The sequence below is a fragment of the Planosporangium thailandense genome (assembly GCF_011947195.1).
Lineage (GTDB): Bacteria > Actinomycetota > Actinomycetes > Mycobacteriales > Micromonosporaceae > Planosporangium > Planosporangium thailandense.
Genome location: NZ_JAATVY010000024.1, coordinates 21,799 through 39,074, shown reverse-complemented (window position 1 = coordinate 39,074; position 17,276 = coordinate 21,799). Strand labels below are relative to the sequence as shown.

General features: G+C 73.3%; 18 protein-coding genes. 6 read left to right on the top strand and 12 right to left on the bottom strand.

The window, feature by feature from the left end; all coding sequences use genetic code 11:
* The first annotated feature begins 37 nt into the window (after positions 1 to 37).
* Positions 38 to 853, top strand: a complete 816-nt coding sequence (locus tag HC031_RS34550) for a cellulose binding domain-containing protein (RefSeq protein WP_167927903.1) — start codon at positions 38 to 40, stop codon at positions 851 to 853.
* 37 nt (positions 854 to 890) lie between these two features.
* On the opposite strand, the gene HC031_RS25250 is transcribed toward HC031_RS34550, so the two are convergent.
* Both HC031_RS25250 and HC031_RS25245 read right to left on the bottom strand, forming a co-directional pair.
* Positions 891 to 1,325 carry a hypothetical protein gene (locus HC031_RS25250; RefSeq protein ID WP_167927902.1) on the bottom strand — a complete coding sequence of 145 codons (435 nt, stop codon included), beginning with the start codon at positions 1,323 to 1,325 and terminating at the stop codon, positions 891 to 893.
* Positions 1,326 to 1,399: 74 nt separating this feature from the next.
* Positions 1,400 to 2,071 (bottom strand): class I SAM-dependent methyltransferase, encoded by a 672-nt coding sequence (locus HC031_RS25245; protein WP_167927901.1) that lies wholly within the window; start codon positions 2,069 to 2,071, stop codon positions 1,400 to 1,402.
* A gap of 147 nt (positions 2,072 to 2,218) precedes the next feature.
* Here HC031_RS25245 and HC031_RS25240 point away from each other — a divergent pair, with 147 nt between their 5' ends.
* From HC031_RS25240 to HC031_RS25230, 3 genes are all read left to right on the top strand, one after another.
* Complete coding sequence (locus HC031_RS25240; protein ID WP_167927900.1) at positions 2,219 to 3,424, top strand: ROK family transcriptional regulator; 1,206 nt, start codon at positions 2,219 to 2,221, stop codon at positions 3,422 to 3,424.
* Positions 3,425 to 3,845: 421 nt separating this feature from the next.
* A complete protein-coding gene (locus tag HC031_RS25235) occupies positions 3,846 to 6,095 on the top strand; it encodes a glycoside hydrolase family 3 N-terminal domain-containing protein (protein WP_205863228.1) in 2,250 nt (749 codons plus the stop codon).
* 135 nt (positions 6,096 to 6,230) lie between these two features.
* Positions 6,231 to 7,034 (top strand): acyl-CoA thioesterase domain-containing protein, encoded by an 804-nt coding sequence (locus HC031_RS25230; protein ID WP_205863227.1) that lies wholly within the window; start codon positions 6,231 to 6,233, stop codon positions 7,032 to 7,034.
* Between the two features lie 3 nt (positions 7,035 to 7,037).
* On the opposite strand, the gene HC031_RS25225 is transcribed toward HC031_RS25230, so the two are convergent.
* Together HC031_RS25225 and HC031_RS25220 are read right to left on the bottom strand one after the other, a co-directional pair.
* On the bottom strand, positions 7,038 to 7,367 hold the full coding sequence (locus HC031_RS25225) for a DMT family transporter (protein ID WP_167927899.1): 330 nt from the start codon (positions 7,365 to 7,367) through the stop codon (positions 7,038 to 7,040).
* A gap of 3 nt (positions 7,368 to 7,370) precedes the next feature.
* Positions 7,371 to 7,907 carry a TetR/AcrR family transcriptional regulator gene (locus tag HC031_RS25220; RefSeq protein ID WP_167927898.1) on the bottom strand — a complete coding sequence of 179 codons (537 nt, stop codon included), beginning with the start codon at positions 7,905 to 7,907 and terminating at the stop codon, positions 7,371 to 7,373.
* A 116-nt stretch (positions 7,908 to 8,023) separates the two neighbouring features.
* On the opposite strand from HC031_RS25220, the gene HC031_RS34075 reads away from it, so the two are divergent.
* Positions 8,024 to 8,158 carry a hypothetical protein gene (locus HC031_RS34075; RefSeq protein WP_277349798.1) on the top strand — a complete coding sequence of 45 codons (135 nt, stop codon included), beginning with the start codon at positions 8,024 to 8,026 and terminating at the stop codon, positions 8,156 to 8,158.
* Between the two features lie 2 nt (positions 8,159 to 8,160).
* On the opposite strand, the gene HC031_RS25215 is transcribed toward HC031_RS34075, so the two are convergent.
* The 6 genes from HC031_RS25215 to HC031_RS25190 all read right to left on the bottom strand — a co-directional run bounded on the left by HC031_RS25215 (position 8,161) and on the right by HC031_RS25190 (position 13,988).
* Positions 8,161 to 8,430 (bottom strand): hypothetical protein, encoded by a 270-nt coding sequence (locus tag HC031_RS25215; RefSeq protein ID WP_167927897.1) that lies wholly within the window; start codon positions 8,428 to 8,430, stop codon positions 8,161 to 8,163.
* 47 nt (positions 8,431 to 8,477) lie between these two features.
* Positions 8,478 to 9,347 (bottom strand): pentapeptide repeat-containing protein, encoded by an 870-nt coding sequence (locus HC031_RS25210; protein WP_167927896.1) that lies wholly within the window; start codon positions 9,345 to 9,347, stop codon positions 8,478 to 8,480.
* A gap of 134 nt (positions 9,348 to 9,481) precedes the next feature.
* Positions 9,482 to 10,867: a heterodisulfide reductase-related iron-sulfur binding cluster gene (locus HC031_RS25205; protein WP_167927895.1), complete on the bottom strand. Its 1,386-nt coding sequence runs from the start codon at positions 10,865 to 10,867 to the stop codon at positions 9,482 to 9,484.
* 1 nt (position 10,868) lies between these two features.
* Positions 10,869 to 12,083, bottom strand: coding sequence for an FAD-binding oxidoreductase (locus HC031_RS25200; protein ID WP_167927894.1), 1,215 nt, complete (start codon positions 12,081 to 12,083; stop codon positions 10,869 to 10,871).
* Between the two features lie 21 nt (positions 12,084 to 12,104).
* Positions 12,105 to 13,625, bottom strand: a complete 1,521-nt coding sequence (locus HC031_RS25195) for an FAD-linked oxidase C-terminal domain-containing protein (protein ID WP_240942947.1) — start codon at positions 13,623 to 13,625, stop codon at positions 12,105 to 12,107.
* Between the two features lie 207 nt (positions 13,626 to 13,832).
* Positions 13,833 to 13,988 carry a DUF6131 family protein gene (locus tag HC031_RS25190; protein ID WP_167927893.1) on the bottom strand — a complete coding sequence of 52 codons (156 nt, stop codon included), beginning with the start codon at positions 13,986 to 13,988 and terminating at the stop codon, positions 13,833 to 13,835.
* Between the two features lie 446 nt (positions 13,989 to 14,434).
* Between HC031_RS25190 and HC031_RS25185 the strand changes: the two genes are divergently transcribed.
* Positions 14,435 to 14,842 carry a PadR family transcriptional regulator gene (locus HC031_RS25185; RefSeq protein WP_167927892.1) on the top strand — a complete coding sequence of 136 codons (408 nt, stop codon included), beginning with the start codon at positions 14,435 to 14,437 and terminating at the stop codon, positions 14,840 to 14,842.
* On the opposite strand, the gene HC031_RS25180 is transcribed toward HC031_RS25185, so the two are convergent.
* Together HC031_RS25180 and HC031_RS25175 are read right to left on the bottom strand one after the other, a co-directional pair.
* Complete coding sequence (locus HC031_RS25180; RefSeq protein ID WP_338090829.1) at positions 14,837 to 15,526, bottom strand: YdcF family protein; 690 nt, start codon at positions 15,524 to 15,526, stop codon at positions 14,837 to 14,839. The two genes, HC031_RS25185 and HC031_RS25180, sit on opposite strands and share 6 nt — an antisense overlap.
* A gap of 91 nt (positions 15,527 to 15,617) precedes the next feature.
* The gene (locus tag HC031_RS25175; RefSeq protein WP_167927891.1) at positions 15,618 to 17,213 is read right to left on the bottom strand and encodes a tetratricopeptide repeat-containing diguanylate cyclase; all 1,596 of its coding nucleotides are present in this window, start codon (positions 17,211 to 17,213) and stop codon (positions 15,618 to 15,620) included.
* Positions 17,214 to 17,276 lie beyond the last annotated feature (63 nt).

The window sequence follows — 17,276 nt, the reverse complement described above, 5'->3', positions numbered from 1 at the left end:
ATCGAAGTCCAACCGGTATCGAAAGGTGCGGATCGAGGTGGAGCGTCGGGCAGACGGTGGGCCGGAGGGCAGCGACCCGGACGACGGCCGCCGGGAGGACGGGCTACCGGAGGACAGCCACCGGCCGGAGAGCGACGGGCTGGAGAGCGACCGGCCGGAGAACGACCGACCGAATGCCGATCCGGACGGCGCGGGCGATGATGACCTGGCACCCGAGGCCGGCGCTGCGGCGGACGGGCTTCCGGGAGAGGCCGCCGCGGCCGGCGGCGACGAGACAGGCCACCGTACCGTCGGCAGCGGCATCTTCAGCAGTGGCCCGACGGCCGGGGGCGCACCGGCCGGTACCCGTAAGCGGGCGGTCGGCGGAGATCTGCGCGCGGCGGGCTGGGCGGTCGCCGCGATCGTCGTCGCGACGTTGTCGATCTTCCTGGCGCAGCGGCTGCACCCCAACCTCACCGGGCAGCGCAACCCCGGCCGGCCCAACCCCACCGCGCGCCACGCCGCGCCGCCGCCGAGTGAGCGTCCGGGCTGTGTCGCCTCGTTCGCGGTCAGCAGCACGTGGCAGTCGGGGTTCCGGGCCACGGTCACCGTACGCGCCACCGGGGCTGCGGCCATCGACGGCTGGACGGTGACCTGGACGTTCCCCGGCGACCAGGCCGTCATGCAGATGTGGAACGGCCAGTACACGCAGACCCACTCGAAGGTGACGGTGCAGAGCGAAGGCTGGAACGGATCGCCGTCGCCGAAGGGTGCCGCCAGGTTCGGGTTCATCGCCAGCGGGGATACCCCCACCGCGGTCCAGGACCTCGCGTGTACGGTCTCGCTCGCGACCGCGTCACCGTCACGACGGTGACCGGACTCGATGGACGGCTCGGGACGCCTGCCGGCGGTCAGTCCGGCTGGTGGTCCTTGCCGCTGAGCTCCTCGATGACGAGGCCCAGGCCGATCCCCAGCAGCCACACATCCTTGACGAGGGCGGTCCCCTGCTGGGTCGGGCGGAGCGTGCCCGGCTCCCGCATGCCCGGGGTCCGCAGGTACAGGCCGACCAGGCCGGCGGAGAAAGCCGTCAGCCCGATGCCGGCGAGCGCCGTGGGTACGACGGGTAGCAGCAGGGCCGCGCCGAGGGCGATCTCCGTGGCCGACAGCAGCCGCACGAACCGGTCCGGGGGGAGCCTGTGCAGGACGGGGTACGTGCCGGCGGCCATCCCGTGCAGCCCGGCGATCGTCGCGTCGTCGGCGTTGCGCTTGGCGAGGCCGGAGTTGAAGATGACGGCGCCGGCGGCCAGCCGGGCCGGCAACTGCCAGGGTCTGACGGGCAGCGACATGGCGGTCCTCCGAACTGTCGGCATCGACGTCGGGTCGTTGCCGCGATACCCCGATACCCCGTGTCCGGGGGAGTTCACCTCCCGGCGGTGGGGGCGGGCAGTTCCCAGATCGCGGTGCGCTTGACCGGTACGTCCTCCAGCGACGGGCGGGTCGGGACGTCGTACGCCGCCCGCTGCTGGAACTGCCGCTGCGGCAGGAACTCCCGACCGGGGTCGCCGACGAGCACCCGGGCGCCACCGCGCGCGGCGCGCCGCAGGAACGCGAGCATCCGTTCCGCCGTCGCCCTGCTGTAGAAGCCGTCCCCGACCAGCACCACGTCGGCGTCGCCGGCCATCCGGTCGAACAGTCCGCCGTCGTGGACGTCGCCGAGCACCGCCTCCACGGCGACGCCGTTGGCGGCGGCGTTGAGCCCGACGGCCCGTACCGCGTCGGCGGCCACGTCGACGGCTCGGACCCCTGCCGCGCCGGCCACCGCGGCCGCGATCGCGACCAGGCCGCTGCCGGTGGCGAGATCCAGTACCCGCAGCCCCCGGACGGTGTCGGGGTGGTCGAGCACGTAGCGGGCCAGGCCCTGCCCGCCGGCCCAGGCGAAGGCCCAGAACGGCGGTGGCCGGTCGCTGCTGTACGCACCGCCGATCAGGTCCCACAGGCCGATCCGCTCGTCGGCCTGCTGGATGCGGATCTCGGGGACGAACGGCACCGCCGCGAGGCGGGTCCGGGCGAAGATCGTGGAGGAGTCGGACATCGCCTGCGATTGTCCCAGCGGCCCGGCTCAACGGTTAAGCCGCAGCTAACCTAAGAATCGATCGCCACTAATTCAAGTGCTGAATTATCGGACCTACACTCCTGGCGTGCGGACTCTCGTGGCGGCCGGGCGCGTGGAAGCCGGGCGATGAACAGCCGGCGGACGACCGTGCGCGACGTGCGGCGTACCAACCGCTCGGCGCTGCTGTCCAGGCTCTTCCTGGACGGCCCGGTGAGCCGGCTCGAACTGAGCCGGCTCACCGGCCTGAGCGCCGGTACGGTCAGCAACGTCACCGGCGAGCTGATCGACGAGGGGGTCGTCGTCGAGGCGGGGCTGGTCGAATCCGACGGCGGACGACCGAGGGTCCTGCTGCGCGTCGACCCCGCGTACGGGTACGTCATCGGCGTCGACGTGGGCCCGACCCGGGTCAGGACCGAGCTGTTCGACCTGTCGATGCGGGCGCTCGCCACGGTGGATCGCCCCGTCGGCGCCGGGGACCCCGACCCGGGAACGGTCGCCGCGCTCGTGGCCGCCGGCGTGCGCGAGGCCGTCGCCGGCGCGGACGTCGCGGCTGAGCGCGTCCTCGGCGTCGGGATCGGCGTGTTCGGCACCGTCGAGCGGGGGCGGCTGGCGCTGGTACACGCGCCGACCGTCGGGTGGGACGCCGTGCCGCTCGAGGCGCTCATCCGCGCCGGCACGGATCTGCCGCTGTTCATCGACAACGGCGCGAAGACGCTGGGTCAGGCCGAGATGTGGTTCGGCGCGGGCCGGGGCGCGCGGCATGCGGTGTTCGCGCTGGTGGGCTCCGGCGTGGGTGCGGCCATCGTCACCGACGGCACCACCTACCAGGGCACGAGCAGCAGCGCCGGCGAGTGGGGTCACACCGCGATCGTGTACGGGGGCAGGCCGTGCCGGTGCGGTGGGCGCGGCTGCCTGGAGGCGTACGTGGGGGCCCAGAGCCTCCTCGATCGGTACGGTGCGGAGTTGCCCGGCGACGAGGAGGCGCGGCTCGCCGCGCTGATCGACGCGGCCGACCGGTCCGCGGCCGCGGACCGGCTGCTCGACGAGACGGCGGGCTATCTGGGCGTGGGCATCGCCAACCTCGTCAACCTGTTCAATCCCGAACGGATCGTGCTCGGTGGCTGGGCCGGGCTCGCACTCGGCACGCGGCTGCTGCCCCGGATCCGGGAGGTCGCGGCGGCGCAGGCGCTTGCGCATCCGTTCAGCGAGGCGGCGATCGAGCTGTCGCGGCTCGGCCCGGACGCGGTGGCGATGGGCGCCGCCACTCTGCCGATCGCCGAACTGGTCGCGCGCGGTGGTTCACGCCCGCCGGTCCAGGCGTCATCCCGGTAGCCGCTCCGAATCCGCTCGCGGCTGTTGCGCCAGCCCCACGCCACCGCTTGACAACAACCACTCACAGATCTTGGGGATTTTGACACCGTATTCGGTGTCAAAATCCCCAAGATCCGGGGAGGGACGCGGGGAGCAGGGCGGGGCGCCGCCGATCCCCTTGATCACGTGCTTTTTTTAAGCCTTATATTGACGGGCTCCCGAGTGTCGGCATAGCGTCCGATCAATGCGTGAGAGCGCTCCCCGAGGTTTGTCCCGCCCTGACGCCGCGATGGCCGGCGGCCGGTCGACTCCGCCCCATCCGGCGAGATCGGAGTCCACAATGTCATCGTGTCCACCCCACGGCCGATCCCACGGCCGATCCCACGGCCGATCCCATGGCCGACTCCATGAGCGACGCCGGCTGCGCCGGCTGACCGCCATCGTGCTCGCCGGCGCCTGCGCCGGCCTCACCGTGACCGTGCCCGCCTCCGCCGACCGGGCGTCCGCCGACGGCGGCGTGGTCTACCTGCGGGCCGGCGCGCCCGTCGCCGCCCGCGTACAGGACCTGCTCCGCCGCATGACCGTGGACGAGAAGGTCGGCCAACTGGAACAGATCGCCGTCGACCGCATGCTCGGCGACTGCAACTGGAGCGGTGGCGACTTCACCGAGGCGTGCATGAAGCAGGTGCTCGCCGACGAAGCGACCGGCTCGGTCCTGTCCGGCGGCGGCATGGGGCCCAGGACGAACACCCCACGGGACTGGGCCATCATGATCAACACGGTGCAGAAGTACGCGATCGGGCACTCCCGGCTACACGTACCCATCGTCTACGGCGTCGACGCGGTGCACGGGCACAACAACGTCCTCGGTGCGACGATCTTCCCGCAGCAGATCGGCCTCGGTTCCGCCTGGGACCCGACACTGGCCGGCAGGACAGCCGAGTCCACCCAGCGCGCGGTGGCCGCCACCGGCGCGGTATGGGACTTCGCCCCGGTCGCCGACCTCGCCCGTGACCAGCGCTGGGGCCGCTACTACGAGACCTTCTCGGAGGATCCGCTGCTGGCCGGCGCGAACGCGGCCAGCGTGGTGCGGGGCCTGCAGAACGCAGCGAGCGGGCGCAAGGTGGCGGCCACCGTCAAACACTTCGCCGGGTACTCCGAACCGTCCAACGGCCACGACCGGGTGCCGGCCGACCTGTCCCCGCGCTACCTGCGGGACACGATCCTGCCGTCGTACAAGGCGGCCGTGGACGCCGGGGCGCTCACCGTCATGGTGAACTCCGGCGCGGTCAACGGCGTGCCGGCGCACGCGTCGCACTACCTGCTCACCGACGTGCTGCGTAACCAGTGGCACTTCAAGGGCGTGGTGATCAGCGACTGGAACGACGTGTTGAACCTCAAGAACGCCTACCATGTCGCTGCCGACTACCCGGGCGCCATCGCGGCGGCCGTCAACGCCGGGGTCGACATGGCGATGGTGCCCCCGGACGATCGCAGCTTCCACGCCTCCGCCGTCGACGCCGTCAAGCGCGGCCTCATCTCGAAGAAGCGGTTGGACGAGGCGGTCGGTCGGGTGCTGTCGCTGAAGTTCACCCTCGGGCTGTTCGAGCATCCGTACGTCGACGAGTCCAAGGCCGACGCCGTCGTGCTCGGCGCCGACTCCGACCTGGCCCGCAAGGCCGCCACAGAGTCGATGGTGCTGCTGCGCAACGACAACGGCGTCCTGCCGCTGGCACCCGGCAAGCACATCGTGGTGACCGGGCCGAGCGCCGACTCGATGCCCAACCAGACCGGCGGCTGGACGATCGGGTGGCAGGGCATCCCGGACGGCGTCACAGTCCCCGGCACCACCATCGCCCAGGGGCTGAAGGCGGGTGCGCCGGCGGGCACGACCGTCGCGTACGTGCCCGACGGCGCCGCCGCCGTCGACCAGGCGAAGTCGGCGGACGCGGTCGTGGTCGTGGTCGGCGAGAAGCCGGGCGCCGAGGGGCCGGCCGACGCGCCCCGACCGGAGGTTCCGGCCGACCAGCAGTCGCTCGTCGCCTCGCTGCAGGCGACCGGGAAGCCGGTCATCGTCGTGGTCGTCGCTGGGCGGCCGCTGGTGCTCGGCGCCGCCGGGAACACCGCCGGCCTGCTCGCCGCCTGGCTGCCGGGCACCGAAGGTGGCAACGCCGTCGCCGACATCCTCTACGGCCGGGCCAACCCCAGCGGCCGGCTGTCGGTCTCCTGGCCTAAGGACCTCGGCAACGAGCCCGAGTACTACCAGCAGTTGCCGGGTACCAACGGCGGCCAGGACTCCGGCTACAGCCCGGCGTTCGCGTTCGGCGCGGGCCTGTCGTACACCAGCTACCGCATGAGCACGGTGACGGTGAACCGGCCGCGTGTGCGCGCCGGCGACACTCTCGGCGTCGACGTCACCGTGGCCAACACCGGCTCGCGCGCCGGTGACCTGGTCGTACCCGTGTACGTCAGCCAGCCCACCAGCCCGGTCCTGGTGCCGGCGAAGCGGCTGGTCGCCTTCACGAGGGTCGCGCTCGGGGCCGGGCAGATCCGTACGGTGCACCTGACCTTCCCGGTGTCGCGGCTGGGGGTGACCCCGGGCGACATCGACGGCTCCGGTCCGGCCCGTGTGGAGGCCGGGTCCTACGTGCTGTCCGCTGGGGACGCCACGGCGACCTTCACGGTCGGGTAGCGCATCCGGCGCGGGCTTGCGCCAGCGGCGGCGGTCGGCGGCGACTGTCGATGACAACCACTGCCGACCGCCGCCGCCAGCGTACGCGCGCGAGGACCCACCCGTCGGCCGTCCTTGCCGGCGTAGGGTGCCCTCGTGGGTTACGACGCCTTCTACGAGCCGGCGGGTCCGGACACCTTCATGTCGACACCGGCCACGGCCGGCCCCTGGGATGCCGGGTCACAGCATGCCGGCCCGCCGTCGGCCCTGTTCGCCCGAGCGTTCGAACGCCACGAGCCGATCGAGGGCCAGCGGTTGGCGCGGGTCGCGGTCGACATTCTCCGTCCGGTGCCGGTCGCGCCGCTGACGCTGCGGGTGCGCACCGTACGTCCGGGCCGGCGGATCACGCTCGTTGAAGGTGTCGCGGAGGCCGATGGTCAGGAGGTGCTCCACGCGCGGGGCTGGCGGCTGGCGCGCGGACCGCAGCAGCCGTCCGGGTCCGGCGCTGATCCTGGCAGCGAGGCCGGTGCCGGCGCCGTGCCCGCGCTGCCGCCGGTGAGCGCCGCCCGGCCCTGGCCAGGCGTGCACGCCGGCGGGTACATGGAGGCGATGGAGTGGCGCTTCGTCTCCGGCGACTTCGTGGAGCCGGGGCCGGCCAGGGTGTGGATGCGGCCGCGACTGCCGCTGGTGGCGGGGGAGGAGACGAGCCCGTTCTGCCGGACCATGATGATCGCTGACTCGGGCAACGGGGTGAGCGCCCGGCTCGACCCGGCCCGGTGGCTGTTCGTCAACGTCGACCTGACGGTGGTGCTGCACCGGGATCCGCGCGGGGAGTGGGTACTGATGGACGCGGTCACCACGATCGGCCCGGACGGCGCCGCGCTCGCCGCGAGCCGGCTGTCCGATCACGACGGCCCGGTCGGGCAGGGGATGCAGACCCTGGTGGTGACGCCCCGCTGATCCTCAGCCGTGGCGGGTGGCCCCGGACGCGGCGAGGATGACGACGCCGACGACGATGAGGGCCATGCCGCCCACCGCGGTCAGGTTCAGGCGTTCGCCGTACAGAAGCGCGGCTGCGATCGTCACTCCCGCGGTCCCGGCGCCGGCCCAGATCGCGTACACCACGCCGACGTTGAGGGTACGCAGCGCGAACGCCATCAGCGTGAACGAAGCGACGTAGCCGACGATCACGAGCAGCATCGGGAGCAGCCGGAACTCTCCGGCGGTGCCGCGCAGGCCCAGCGTCGCGGCGACCTCGGTGGCGATCGCGGCGGCGAGCATCAACCAGGCCATCGGTCAGCTCCCGTCGATGAGGTTCGTGAGCAACACGTACACCCGTTCGTGCAGCCCCGGTGCGGGCGGCGCCAGATCGACCAGGCGGGACAGCCACCACCCGTCGACGGCTAGCCGCACCGCCGTGGCGACGGCCGGGTCGATGCCGTCGTTCTCCAGCCGCCGTTGCCACGCCTGGTACACCTCGCGCAGCGGTCGGAGCGCGTCGGGGTCGACGATGGACGCGGCGAACAGCGCCGCGGTGGCACGGTCGGCGGCGGCGCCCGTGGCTGTGTTCCGCGGCTCGACCGAGGCCTGCAGGTACACGCGGGTGGCGGCGCCGGGCGTCTCGCCGGCGGCGGTGAGCGCCGCGTCGAAGTGGCCGACGAGCCGGTCGACCATGCCGGCGACGAGCGCCTGCTTGCTCGGGAAGTGGTAGAGCAGTCCGCCCTTGCTGACCTGTGCCTGCCTGGCGACCGCGTCGAGGGTCAGCGCCTGCGCGCCGTCGCGCAGCAGCACGTCGGTCGCGGCGTCCAGGAGTCGATCCCGCGTGTCCGTCACAGAGCTACTGTACCGTCTGGCCGGTACACTCCGCGAGGAGCTGCCGGACGTGTTCGGCGCGCGTACGATCACCGCTCGGCCGCAAGTGGCTCGGGCCGGCAGCCCTCGATGCCGACGTGTTGCCGGCGGCGACCGTGCCGATGGCGCTGCTGCTCGGGCCGCCGCTGACCTACCGGGTTCCGACCGACGGGGAGGAGTGCCCCGCGAGCCCGCGGCGGATCTTCCCGGCGCGCCCGTCACCGTCCAAGTAGGACTAGGTGGACGGCTTCCCCGTGTACGGCTTCTCCGTCGTCGGCCGTCCCTCCTCGTCGCGTACCGCGCCGGTCTCCGGGTCACCCGGGCCGGCCACCGCCGCGTCGGTGGGGATCGGCACGCTCTGGCCGAGCACCTGCCCGGTGCGGCTACCCGGATCGTCGCCGACGATGACGTCCTCCTCGGCCGTGTCCTCGGCGGCTACCGCGTCCGCCCGCACGTCGTCGGTCCGCCGCTGCGGGTCGCGTTCCGGTACGGCCTGCTCGCTCATGCCTGCCGGGTACCCGAAACTCGCAAGCGCCAATCGGCGGGGTCGGTTCACCAGTGCGCCGGACGGGTGAGTGCCGGTGGCACCCTCGTCGTGGCGTCGCCCTTGGCGGCGTTGAGCTGGGGCTGGGTCAGGAAGATGCTCCCGGTCAGGTCGGCGCCCCGCAGGTCGGCATCCCGCAGGTCCGCGCCGATCAGGTCGGCGGCGCGCAGATCGGCGCCCGTCAGGTCGGCCGCGATGAGATAGGCGCCGCGAAGATTCGCACCCCGCAGGTCGGCCCCACGAAGCCGGGCGCCGATGAGATCGGCGCCCCGGTGGTTGCGCTTGCGGCCCGGTACGCCGGCCCGCACCAGCTCGCTGGTACGCATCAGCAGCGGGTTGACGCCGTCGCGGACCGCGGCCGCGTCCAGGGCCGCAAGCTCGTCCGCGTCGCCGTGGGTGAGGCGCTCGGTGTCGGCCAGCGCGCGGCGAAGATCATCGTGGACGGGACCGGCCGCGGGCAGCGACAGCGCCTCGGCCAGGTACCACAGCAGTTCGTGCAGCTGCCGCATGACGGCGAACGCGTCGAACATCCGGCGGGCCAGGTCGGGGGAGCGCCGCCAGTCCCGGCCGGCGAAGGTGGTCTGCGAGATCTTCTGTCCCGCGCCGAAGCAGTCGAATGCGGTACATCCGGAGAAGCCGCGCTCGCGCAGGTGCGCGTGGATGCCGCAGTGGAAGTCCGCCCGTAGGTTCACGCACGGCTGGCCGGCCGCCTTGTCGATCGCGAAGTCGGCCGAGGCGGCGAAGGGAAGTGCGACGCAGCACAGCCCGAAGCAGCGTGCGCAGTCGGCCCGCAGCTCGGACCGGTCAGCGGCCGGGGAGTCGGCCGGCGAGTGTGCGGGCGAGCCGGCGGGGGAAGGGGCTGGACGCTCCCGGGACAATGGATCTGACCTCCTGACGCCCGGCGCGCCCTGCTTACCGTCGGCGCCCGGCGGGTTCCCATTCTCCCCGACGGGCAGTGCAACCCGACGGGCAGTGCAACCCGACGGGCAGTGCAACCCGACGGGTGGGGCGACTAGCCCAGTGCGTCGACCGGCAGGCCACGGATCGAGGCGTCCAGCACCTGAGCGGTGTGGGCGAGCCCGATCGCCACGCCGCCGGTTGCGGAGCTGTCGCCGGCTGCGGAGCAGCGGCCGGTGGTGCTGTCGCCGGTTGCGGAGCCCAGGCGCCGCACCGCGGCCGCGATCTGCATGAGGCATCCGGGGTTGGCGGTCACGAGCAGCCGCGCGCCGGTCGCCAGTACGTCGCGCGCCTTGCGCTCGCCGAGCTGGCGGGCGGGCTCCGGGTTGAGCAGGTTCCACACGCCGGCCGAACCGCAGCAGAGCTCCGGGTCGGCGATCTCGCGCAGCTCCAGGTCGGGGATGGCGCGCAGCAGTGCGCGCGGTTGCGCCCGGACCCCCTGGCCGTGCGCGAGGTGGCAGGCGTCGTGGTAGGCGACCGTCACCGGCAGCGGATGCCGGGGCGCCACCGGGCCCAGCTCGACGAGGAGCTCGGACAGGTCGCGGACCCGGGCGCTGAGCGCCGCCGCCCGCTCGGCGTACGCCGGGTCGTCGGCCAGCAGCTCGCCGTACTCCTTCAGCGACGACCCGCACCCCGCCGCGTTGACGACGAGGTAGTCCAGATCGCGGTGGTCCAGATCGCGGTGGCCCAGGTCGCCGCCGGAGAACGCGTCGATGAGCGCCCGCGCGAACGCCCGCGCCTCGGACCGGCGGCCGGCGTGGACGCTCAGCGCACCGCAACAGCCCTGCGTACGCGGGATCAGGACCTCGCAGCCCTCGGCCGCCAGGACGCGGGCGGTCGCGGCGTTGACGTCGGGGAAGAAGGCGCTCTGCACGCAGCCGGTGAGCATGCCCACCACCGCCCGGCGCGGCCCGCGCGGCGGTATCCGCTCCGGCAGTCGGACCGGTCGCGACAGCGTCGGCGCCAGTGACTCCATCATGGCCAGGGTCGGCGCGTGCCGCGCCAGCCCGGTGCGGCCGACCAGGCGGCGCAGCCCGCTGGCCTGGTAGGCCCGCAACGGCCCACGCAGCAGGCGCAGCCGCCGCGGGTACGGGAAGAGCGCGAAGATGGCCGCCCGCAGCGCCCGGTCGCGCAGCGGGCGGGGGTGGCGCCGCTCGACCTGCTGCCGGGTGTCGGCGATGAGCGTGTCGTACCGTACGCCGGACGGGCAGGCGGTGACGCACGCCAGACAGCCGAGGCAGCGGTCGAAGTGCGTGACCATGGAGTCGGACAGCGGTTCGCCGCCCAGGCCCTGGCTCATGAGGTGGATGCGCCCGCGCGGCGAGTCCATCTCCTCACCCCACAGCGCGTACGTGGGGCAGGTGGGCAGGCAGAAGCCGCAGTGCACGCAGTCGTTGATCAGGTCGGCCCGGGGCGGGTGGTCGTCATCGAAGGCAGCCACGTCAGATCCCTCCCACGAAGCGGCCCGGCGCGAACCGGCCCGCGGGGTCGAACTGCTCCTTGACCCGACGCATCAGGTGCAGGCCGTCGACCGGTCCCCACAGGTCGACGCGGTCACGTACGGCCGGCGGGGCGCACACGACGACGGCGTGACCGCCCGCGCGGGTGGCGGCCGCGCGCAGGTCGTCGAGGGCGCCGGCGACGGTCTCCGGTGCGCAGCTACCGGGCAGGCCGGCGTAGAGGACGCCGGTGCCGGCCGAGCCGCGCACCGCCAGGGGTACGCCGTGGCGCTGCCGGGCGGCGACGCCGGCGGCCAGCAGCGCCGGTACCCGCGACAGCGCCCCGGTCAGCTTGATCCCGACGTCGCCGGGGCCCCAGGGGTACGCCGACCACCCGTCCGGAGCGGTGCCGGACACGGTCGGATCCCCGCCGAGGAGCTGACGGGCCGTCGTGACGCGCGCCGCGACGCCCTCGGGTACGCCTTCGAGCCCGACCGTGACGACGATGCCCCCGTCCGGCGCGGCGTCGACCTCGAGGGCGCTCGGCACGACCTGCGAGCCGAGCACCGCGGCGGCCATCCGGCCGGCGTCGTCCACGCCGGTGGCCCGGCGCGACACGTACGCGGTGGCCGCGGGCAGGGGATGCAGCCGGAACACGCACTCGGTGATCAGCCCGAGCGTGCCGTACGAGCCCGTCAGAAGCTTGCCGAGGTCGTAGCCGGCGACGTTCTTGACGACCTTTCCCCCGGCCCGGGCGACGACGCCGTCTCCGCGTATCACGGTGGCGCCGATGAGCAGGTCGCGTGCGGTGCCGTAGCGCATGCGGCGCGGGCCGCTGGTGTTCACCGCGACCGTGCCGCCGACCGTCGCGCCGGGCAGCGGGGCGTCGAGGGCGAGCTGCTGCCCGGCGGGGGCCAGCGCGTCGGCCAGGTCGGACAGCGGCGTGCCGGCGCGGACGACCGTGATGAGATCGCCGGCGGCGTGCTCCACGACGCCGGCCAGGCGCCGGGTGTCGAGGATCAGGTCGAGCCGGCGCGGCGGGGCGGCCCAGTCCTGTTTGGTGCCCGCGCCGCGCACGACGACGGTGAGGTCGTGGGCGGCGGCGCCGCGCAGGATCGCGGCGGCCTCGTCGGTGGAGGCCGGCGCGGCGACCCAGCGGGCCGGCACGCCGGCGATCGCGTCATCGTCGGTGGCGGGGACGACCCCTTCAAAAGGCATGACGACCCCTTCAAAAGGCATTCAGAAGACCTCCGCCACGCCGGCCTCCTGCAGCGGGTGAGCACCCTTGTGCCGGCCGGGCACCTCGCCGCACAGGCGCGGGGTGGGGAAGACCTTGCCCGGGTTGGACAGGCCCCGCGGGTCGAACGCGCACCGGACCAGCTGCATCGTGTCCAGGTCGTCGGCGGTGAACATGCGCGGCATGTGCTTCGCCTTGTCCACCCCCACGCCGTGCTCGCCGGTGATCGAGCCGCCGTACTCGATACACAGGTCGAGGATCGCGCCGGAGGCCGCCTCGGCCCGCGCGGCCTGCCCGTCGGCGGCGTCGTCGAACAGTACGAGCGGGTGCAGGTTGCCGTCGCCGGCGTGGAAGACGTTGGCGATGCGTACCCCGTGCTCGGCCGCGATCTCGCCGATGCGGCGGAGCACGTCGGGCAGCGCCGTGCGCGGGATGACGCCGTCCTGGACGATGTAGTCCGGGCTGATCCGCCCGACGGCGGCGAAGGCCGACTTGCGGCCCTTCCAGAACAGGGCCCGTTCGGCGTCGTCGGCCGCGATGCGGATCTCGAACGCGCCGTTGTCGCGGCACAGCCGCTCGACCGCGACGAACTGGGCCTCGACGTCGGCGGCCGGCCCGTCTAGCTCGACGATGAGCACCGCCCCGGCGCCGGCCGGGTAGTCGCAGTGCACGGCCGCCTCGGCGGCCTCGATCGCGAGGGCGTCCATCATCTCGATCGCGGCGGGCACGACGCCCGCCCCGATGATGGCCGAGGTCGCCGCGCCGGCCGCGTCGGTGGTGTCGAACGCGGCCAGCAGCGTGCGGACGGTCTCGGGCAGCCGGACGAGGCGTACCGTCACCTCGGTGGCGATGCCCAACGTGCCCTCGGACCCGACGAACGCGCCGAGCAGGTCGTAGCCGGGCGCGTCGGGGGCCCGCCCGCCGAGGCGTACCAGGTCACCGTCGGGCGTGACGATCTCGACACCGGTCACGTGGTTGGTGGTGAATCCGTACTTGAGGCAGTGCGCGCCGCCGGAGTTCTCGGCGACGTTGCCGCCGATGGAGCAGATCTGCTGGCTGGACGGGTCGGGTGCGTAGTAGTATCCGGCCGGCGTCGCTGCCCGGGTCACCTGGAGGTTGATGACGCCGGGTTCGACGACGGCCCGCTCGTCGGCGGGGGCGAGCTCGAGGATGCGCCGCATCTGCGCGGTGACGATCAGGACGCCGTCGGCGTGCGGCAGCGCGCCGCCGGACAGGCCCGTCCCCGACCCGCGCGCCACGAACGGAACGCCCGCCGCCGCGCACGCCTTGACCACGGCCGCGCACTCGGCCGCGGTGTGCGGGAAGACCACCAGCGCCGGGACGACCCGGTACTGGGCCAACCCGTCGCATTCGTACGTGCGCAGCTCCTGCCGATCGCTGATGACCCGGTCGGTCCCCAGCACCGTTCGCAGGCGCGCCGCGAGGGTGCCGATGGCCGTCGTGGAGGTGGCGGTCATGGAGGTGGCGGTCATGGAGGTGGCTGGCGTGGAACTGGTTGTCATGGCATCCGTTCGTACGCGGGCAACGGGCGGGGTGAGGAGCTCAACGACATCGTCGACCACGGCGGCCTCCATGAACAGCGCCCGCGCGTCGGCGTACCCGCTCGGGTCGTCGCCGCACGCAGGCCCCGCGGTGGACGCCGGCCGTGGTCGATCGGCCGACCCGCCGCGGGGCCCGCGTTTCTCGATGCCTGGCAGACGGCCGGCCGACTACCAGTAATGGCGCCTGCCGGCGACCGGGTGGCCGGTTGTCCCCAGCAGGAACAGGACCGCGCCGATCACGAGCAGGATGATGCCGATCGTCCACAGGACCGAAATCTTGAGGAACAGGCCGAGCAGTAGAAGGATCACTCCGAGGATCAACATCGGTTGCTCCGCTCTCGAGTGGGATCGCCCGAGTCGCCATGCACCTGCCCGACCCGGCGCCCCTTCCAGTATCGCGCGGGCGGGTCGGACCGTCATCGGCATCGACGCCACCGCCGCGGAGCGCGGGCGGGGCAGTTTCGATGGCCGCCGTGTCATCGTTTCTGCGGGTTTCGATGTGGTGCGCCTGTGAGTGGCGTGCCGGCCGTCGGGCTTGTCTATATCCACGGTGATCGCGCCGGCAGCGGCGGACAAGCGCAAGTGGCGAGAACGTTCCGGCTACGGAAGAACCGACAAAGGGGGCGCGGTGGCCGACGCGGTCAACGCCCTGGCCGCCCGGATGCCGTGACGCCGGAGGGGACGCCGGAGGGGACGCCGGAGGGGACGCCGGAGGAGAGGACGGCCGCCACGAACGGCTCCACGGCGGCGCGCCAGCCGGCGGGGTTGTCGTGGTGCACGACGTGCCCGGCGCGGGGCACCTCGGCGTAGAGCGGCGCACCGAGGCCGGGGCCGCCGCCGCGCCCCGGCACACGTTGTCCCTCACCGCCGAGGGGTGCGCCGAGCTGCGCCGACGGCTCGCGGCGCCGACCGACGTCGACATCAGGGACGGCAGCCGGTTCTTCGTGCTGCTGGCGTTCCTCGCACACCTCGCAGACCCGGCGGCGCAGGCGACCGTGCTCCAGCGGCGCCTCGACTTCCTCAGCGGGCCGGCGAGCTTCTTCCACGCGGGGAACCGGCCGCTGCGCGCCGAGGACCAGCCCGATCCGTTCCGTCGGGGCATGCTCACCATCGCCCGGGCCCAGAGCCGCGCGGAGAAGCGGTGGCTCACCGACACGATCGCCGAGCTGCGGTCATGAGATCAGCCGGCCCGTGTACCCCGCCGCGACCAGCCGTTCGTACGCGGCCCGCACCTCGGCGGGCACCTCCTGGGGGACGGCGAACCCGCGCTGCGCGTACAGCTCGATGCGCTGGGTGTCGCCGACGACCGAGTCGATGACGCGCTTGGCGTCACCCGCGCCGGACACGTACTCGGCCAGCGACTGCCGGGACGCCGCGCACACCACGTCGACCTCGGGCCACTGCTTGCGGCAGGTGGCGTACGCGCGGCGCTGCTGGTACGGCCGGGACACCAGCAGGACCGACCGGGGTCGCACCCCGTGGGCGGCGAGCACCCGCCGGGAGAAGACGATGTTCTCGTACGTGTTGGTGGCGCGCTCCTCCAGGAGGATCGACTCCGGCGCGACCCCGGCCGCCACCGCGTACTCGTGGTAGGCGACGGCCTCCCCGTGCGGAAACCGGTCGGCCGAGCGGGGTGTCCGCGCGCCGGTGAAGACCAGGATTGGGAACATGCCCCGGTGGAACAGCTCCACCGCCACCCGGGCCGCGCCGAGGTCGCGCCCGCCGAGCCCGATGCCGGTGTCGCACCGACGCGGCTCGTGCCCCAGGTCGTGGTAGCGCCACAGCGTTTCCGCGGCGGAGCGGAGGTCTTCCCGGAGGGTCGGGTCTGGCACCGTCGTGTCTGGCACCGTCGGGTCTGGCACCGTCGGACCTCCTCGTTCGCGGACCGGTCCCGGCTGCCAGCGGCGGAATACCCCGGCGGCGGGCGGCGAACCTCCCCGGGGCCGGTGGTGGTCAGCCGGCGACGCTGTTCCGCCCGGACCGCTTGGCCTGGTACAGGCGGGCGTCCGCGGCGGCGAGCAGGTCGGCGGCGGTCATCTGCGCTCGCAGCTCCGCGACGCCGGTGCTGATCGTGACCTTCAGGCCGGGAGCGACGGCGGACCAGTCGCGGCCGTCGATGATGCGCCGGATGCGTTCGCCGACCGCCATGGCGTGCCTGAGGTCGGTGCGCAGGAACAGGGCGAACTCATCGCCGCCGTAGCGGGTGGCCACGTCCTGGTCGCGGCAGTTGGCCCGCAGGACGGACGCGACCTCGACCAGGACACGGTCGCCCACGGCGTGCGAGTACGTGTCGTTGATCGGTTTGAACTCGTCGACGTCGATGAGCAGCAGGCTGAGCGCGCCGGCCGGCCGGTCCGTGGGGCTGGCGAGGCCGGCCATGACCTGCTCGTAGTGGCGCCGGTTACCGATGCCGGTCAGCTCGTCGCGGAGCAGGGCGGCGGCGGCCTGCTGGCGCTCGGTCTCCAGCTCGAGACGGTGCTGGATCTGGCGCACCATGCCGACGCGCGCCAGCCGGAGCTCCCACAGGCGTTGGGCCTGGCCGGCGATGACATCGAGCAGGCCCGCGGCGGCGTGCGGCCCGGCGTCGAGCATGGCCAGCTCCCGTCGTACCTGCAGGCGGTCGGTCCACGTGCCGCCGTAGCCGCTCAACTGGTCGGCGGCGACCAGCTCGCGTCGCGCGCCGGCCAGGTCACCCCGGGCCCGCAGCGCCAGGCCGTAGCCGAGGTGGCCCAGCAGCGCGTCCACCGACTCCCCGGTCGTCCGCAGCGGCACCACCACCTGCTCGGCGAGCGCGATCGCCTCGTCGTACTCGCCCAGCTTGGCCAGGCTCACCAGGTACGGGCCTTTGAGCAGCAACGAGTACCCCGGGCCCTGGGTGGCCAGGTCGGCGATCGCCTCGGCGGCGATGGCGCGGCAGCGCCGGAACCGCGCCGTCGCCTCCTCGACGCGGCCGATCTGCTCCAGGCGCAGACCCCACTCCAGCAGGACCCGCACGTAGCAGTCCTGGATGGGGCAGGCCAGGTTGAAGCCGCTCACCAGGGGCAGTACCCGTTCGCACACCTCCGCGGCCAGCTCGTACAGCTCGGCCATCATGGCGGCGATGGCGAGCGAGTTCAGGGCGCTGAGGTAGCGGAGGTCGGCGCGGTCGTACCGGAACAGCGCGGCGTGGGCGCGGGCCAGCCCGTCGAGCCCCTCGTCCACCTGGCCCAGCCGGAACTGGATGCCCGCCAGATCCGCCCGGGTCTTGGCCTCGGCCACCGGGTTGCCCAGCCGCTCGCGCAACAGCAGCAACTGCTGCGCGACCTCGACCGCCTCGTGGTCGTGGCCCGTGGCGATGAGGGCGGCGACCCGGGCCTGCAGCAGGAACCCGACGGTGACCTCGTCGCCGGCCAGGCGGGCGAGGGGCGTGTAGTGGTCGATCGCCGTCAGCGCCTCGGCGATCTGGCCCCGGTTGACCAGGGTGTGCGCGCGGACCGCCCAGGGCATGAAGGGGCCGTCGGTGGAGACGGGTACCGGCAGGTACGCGCCCGCCGCGCCGCGGGGCTCCATGGTCGACTCCCTTGCCTGATTTGCCTTTCCATCGGCATTTGTCTTTTCATCGGTGGACAGGTG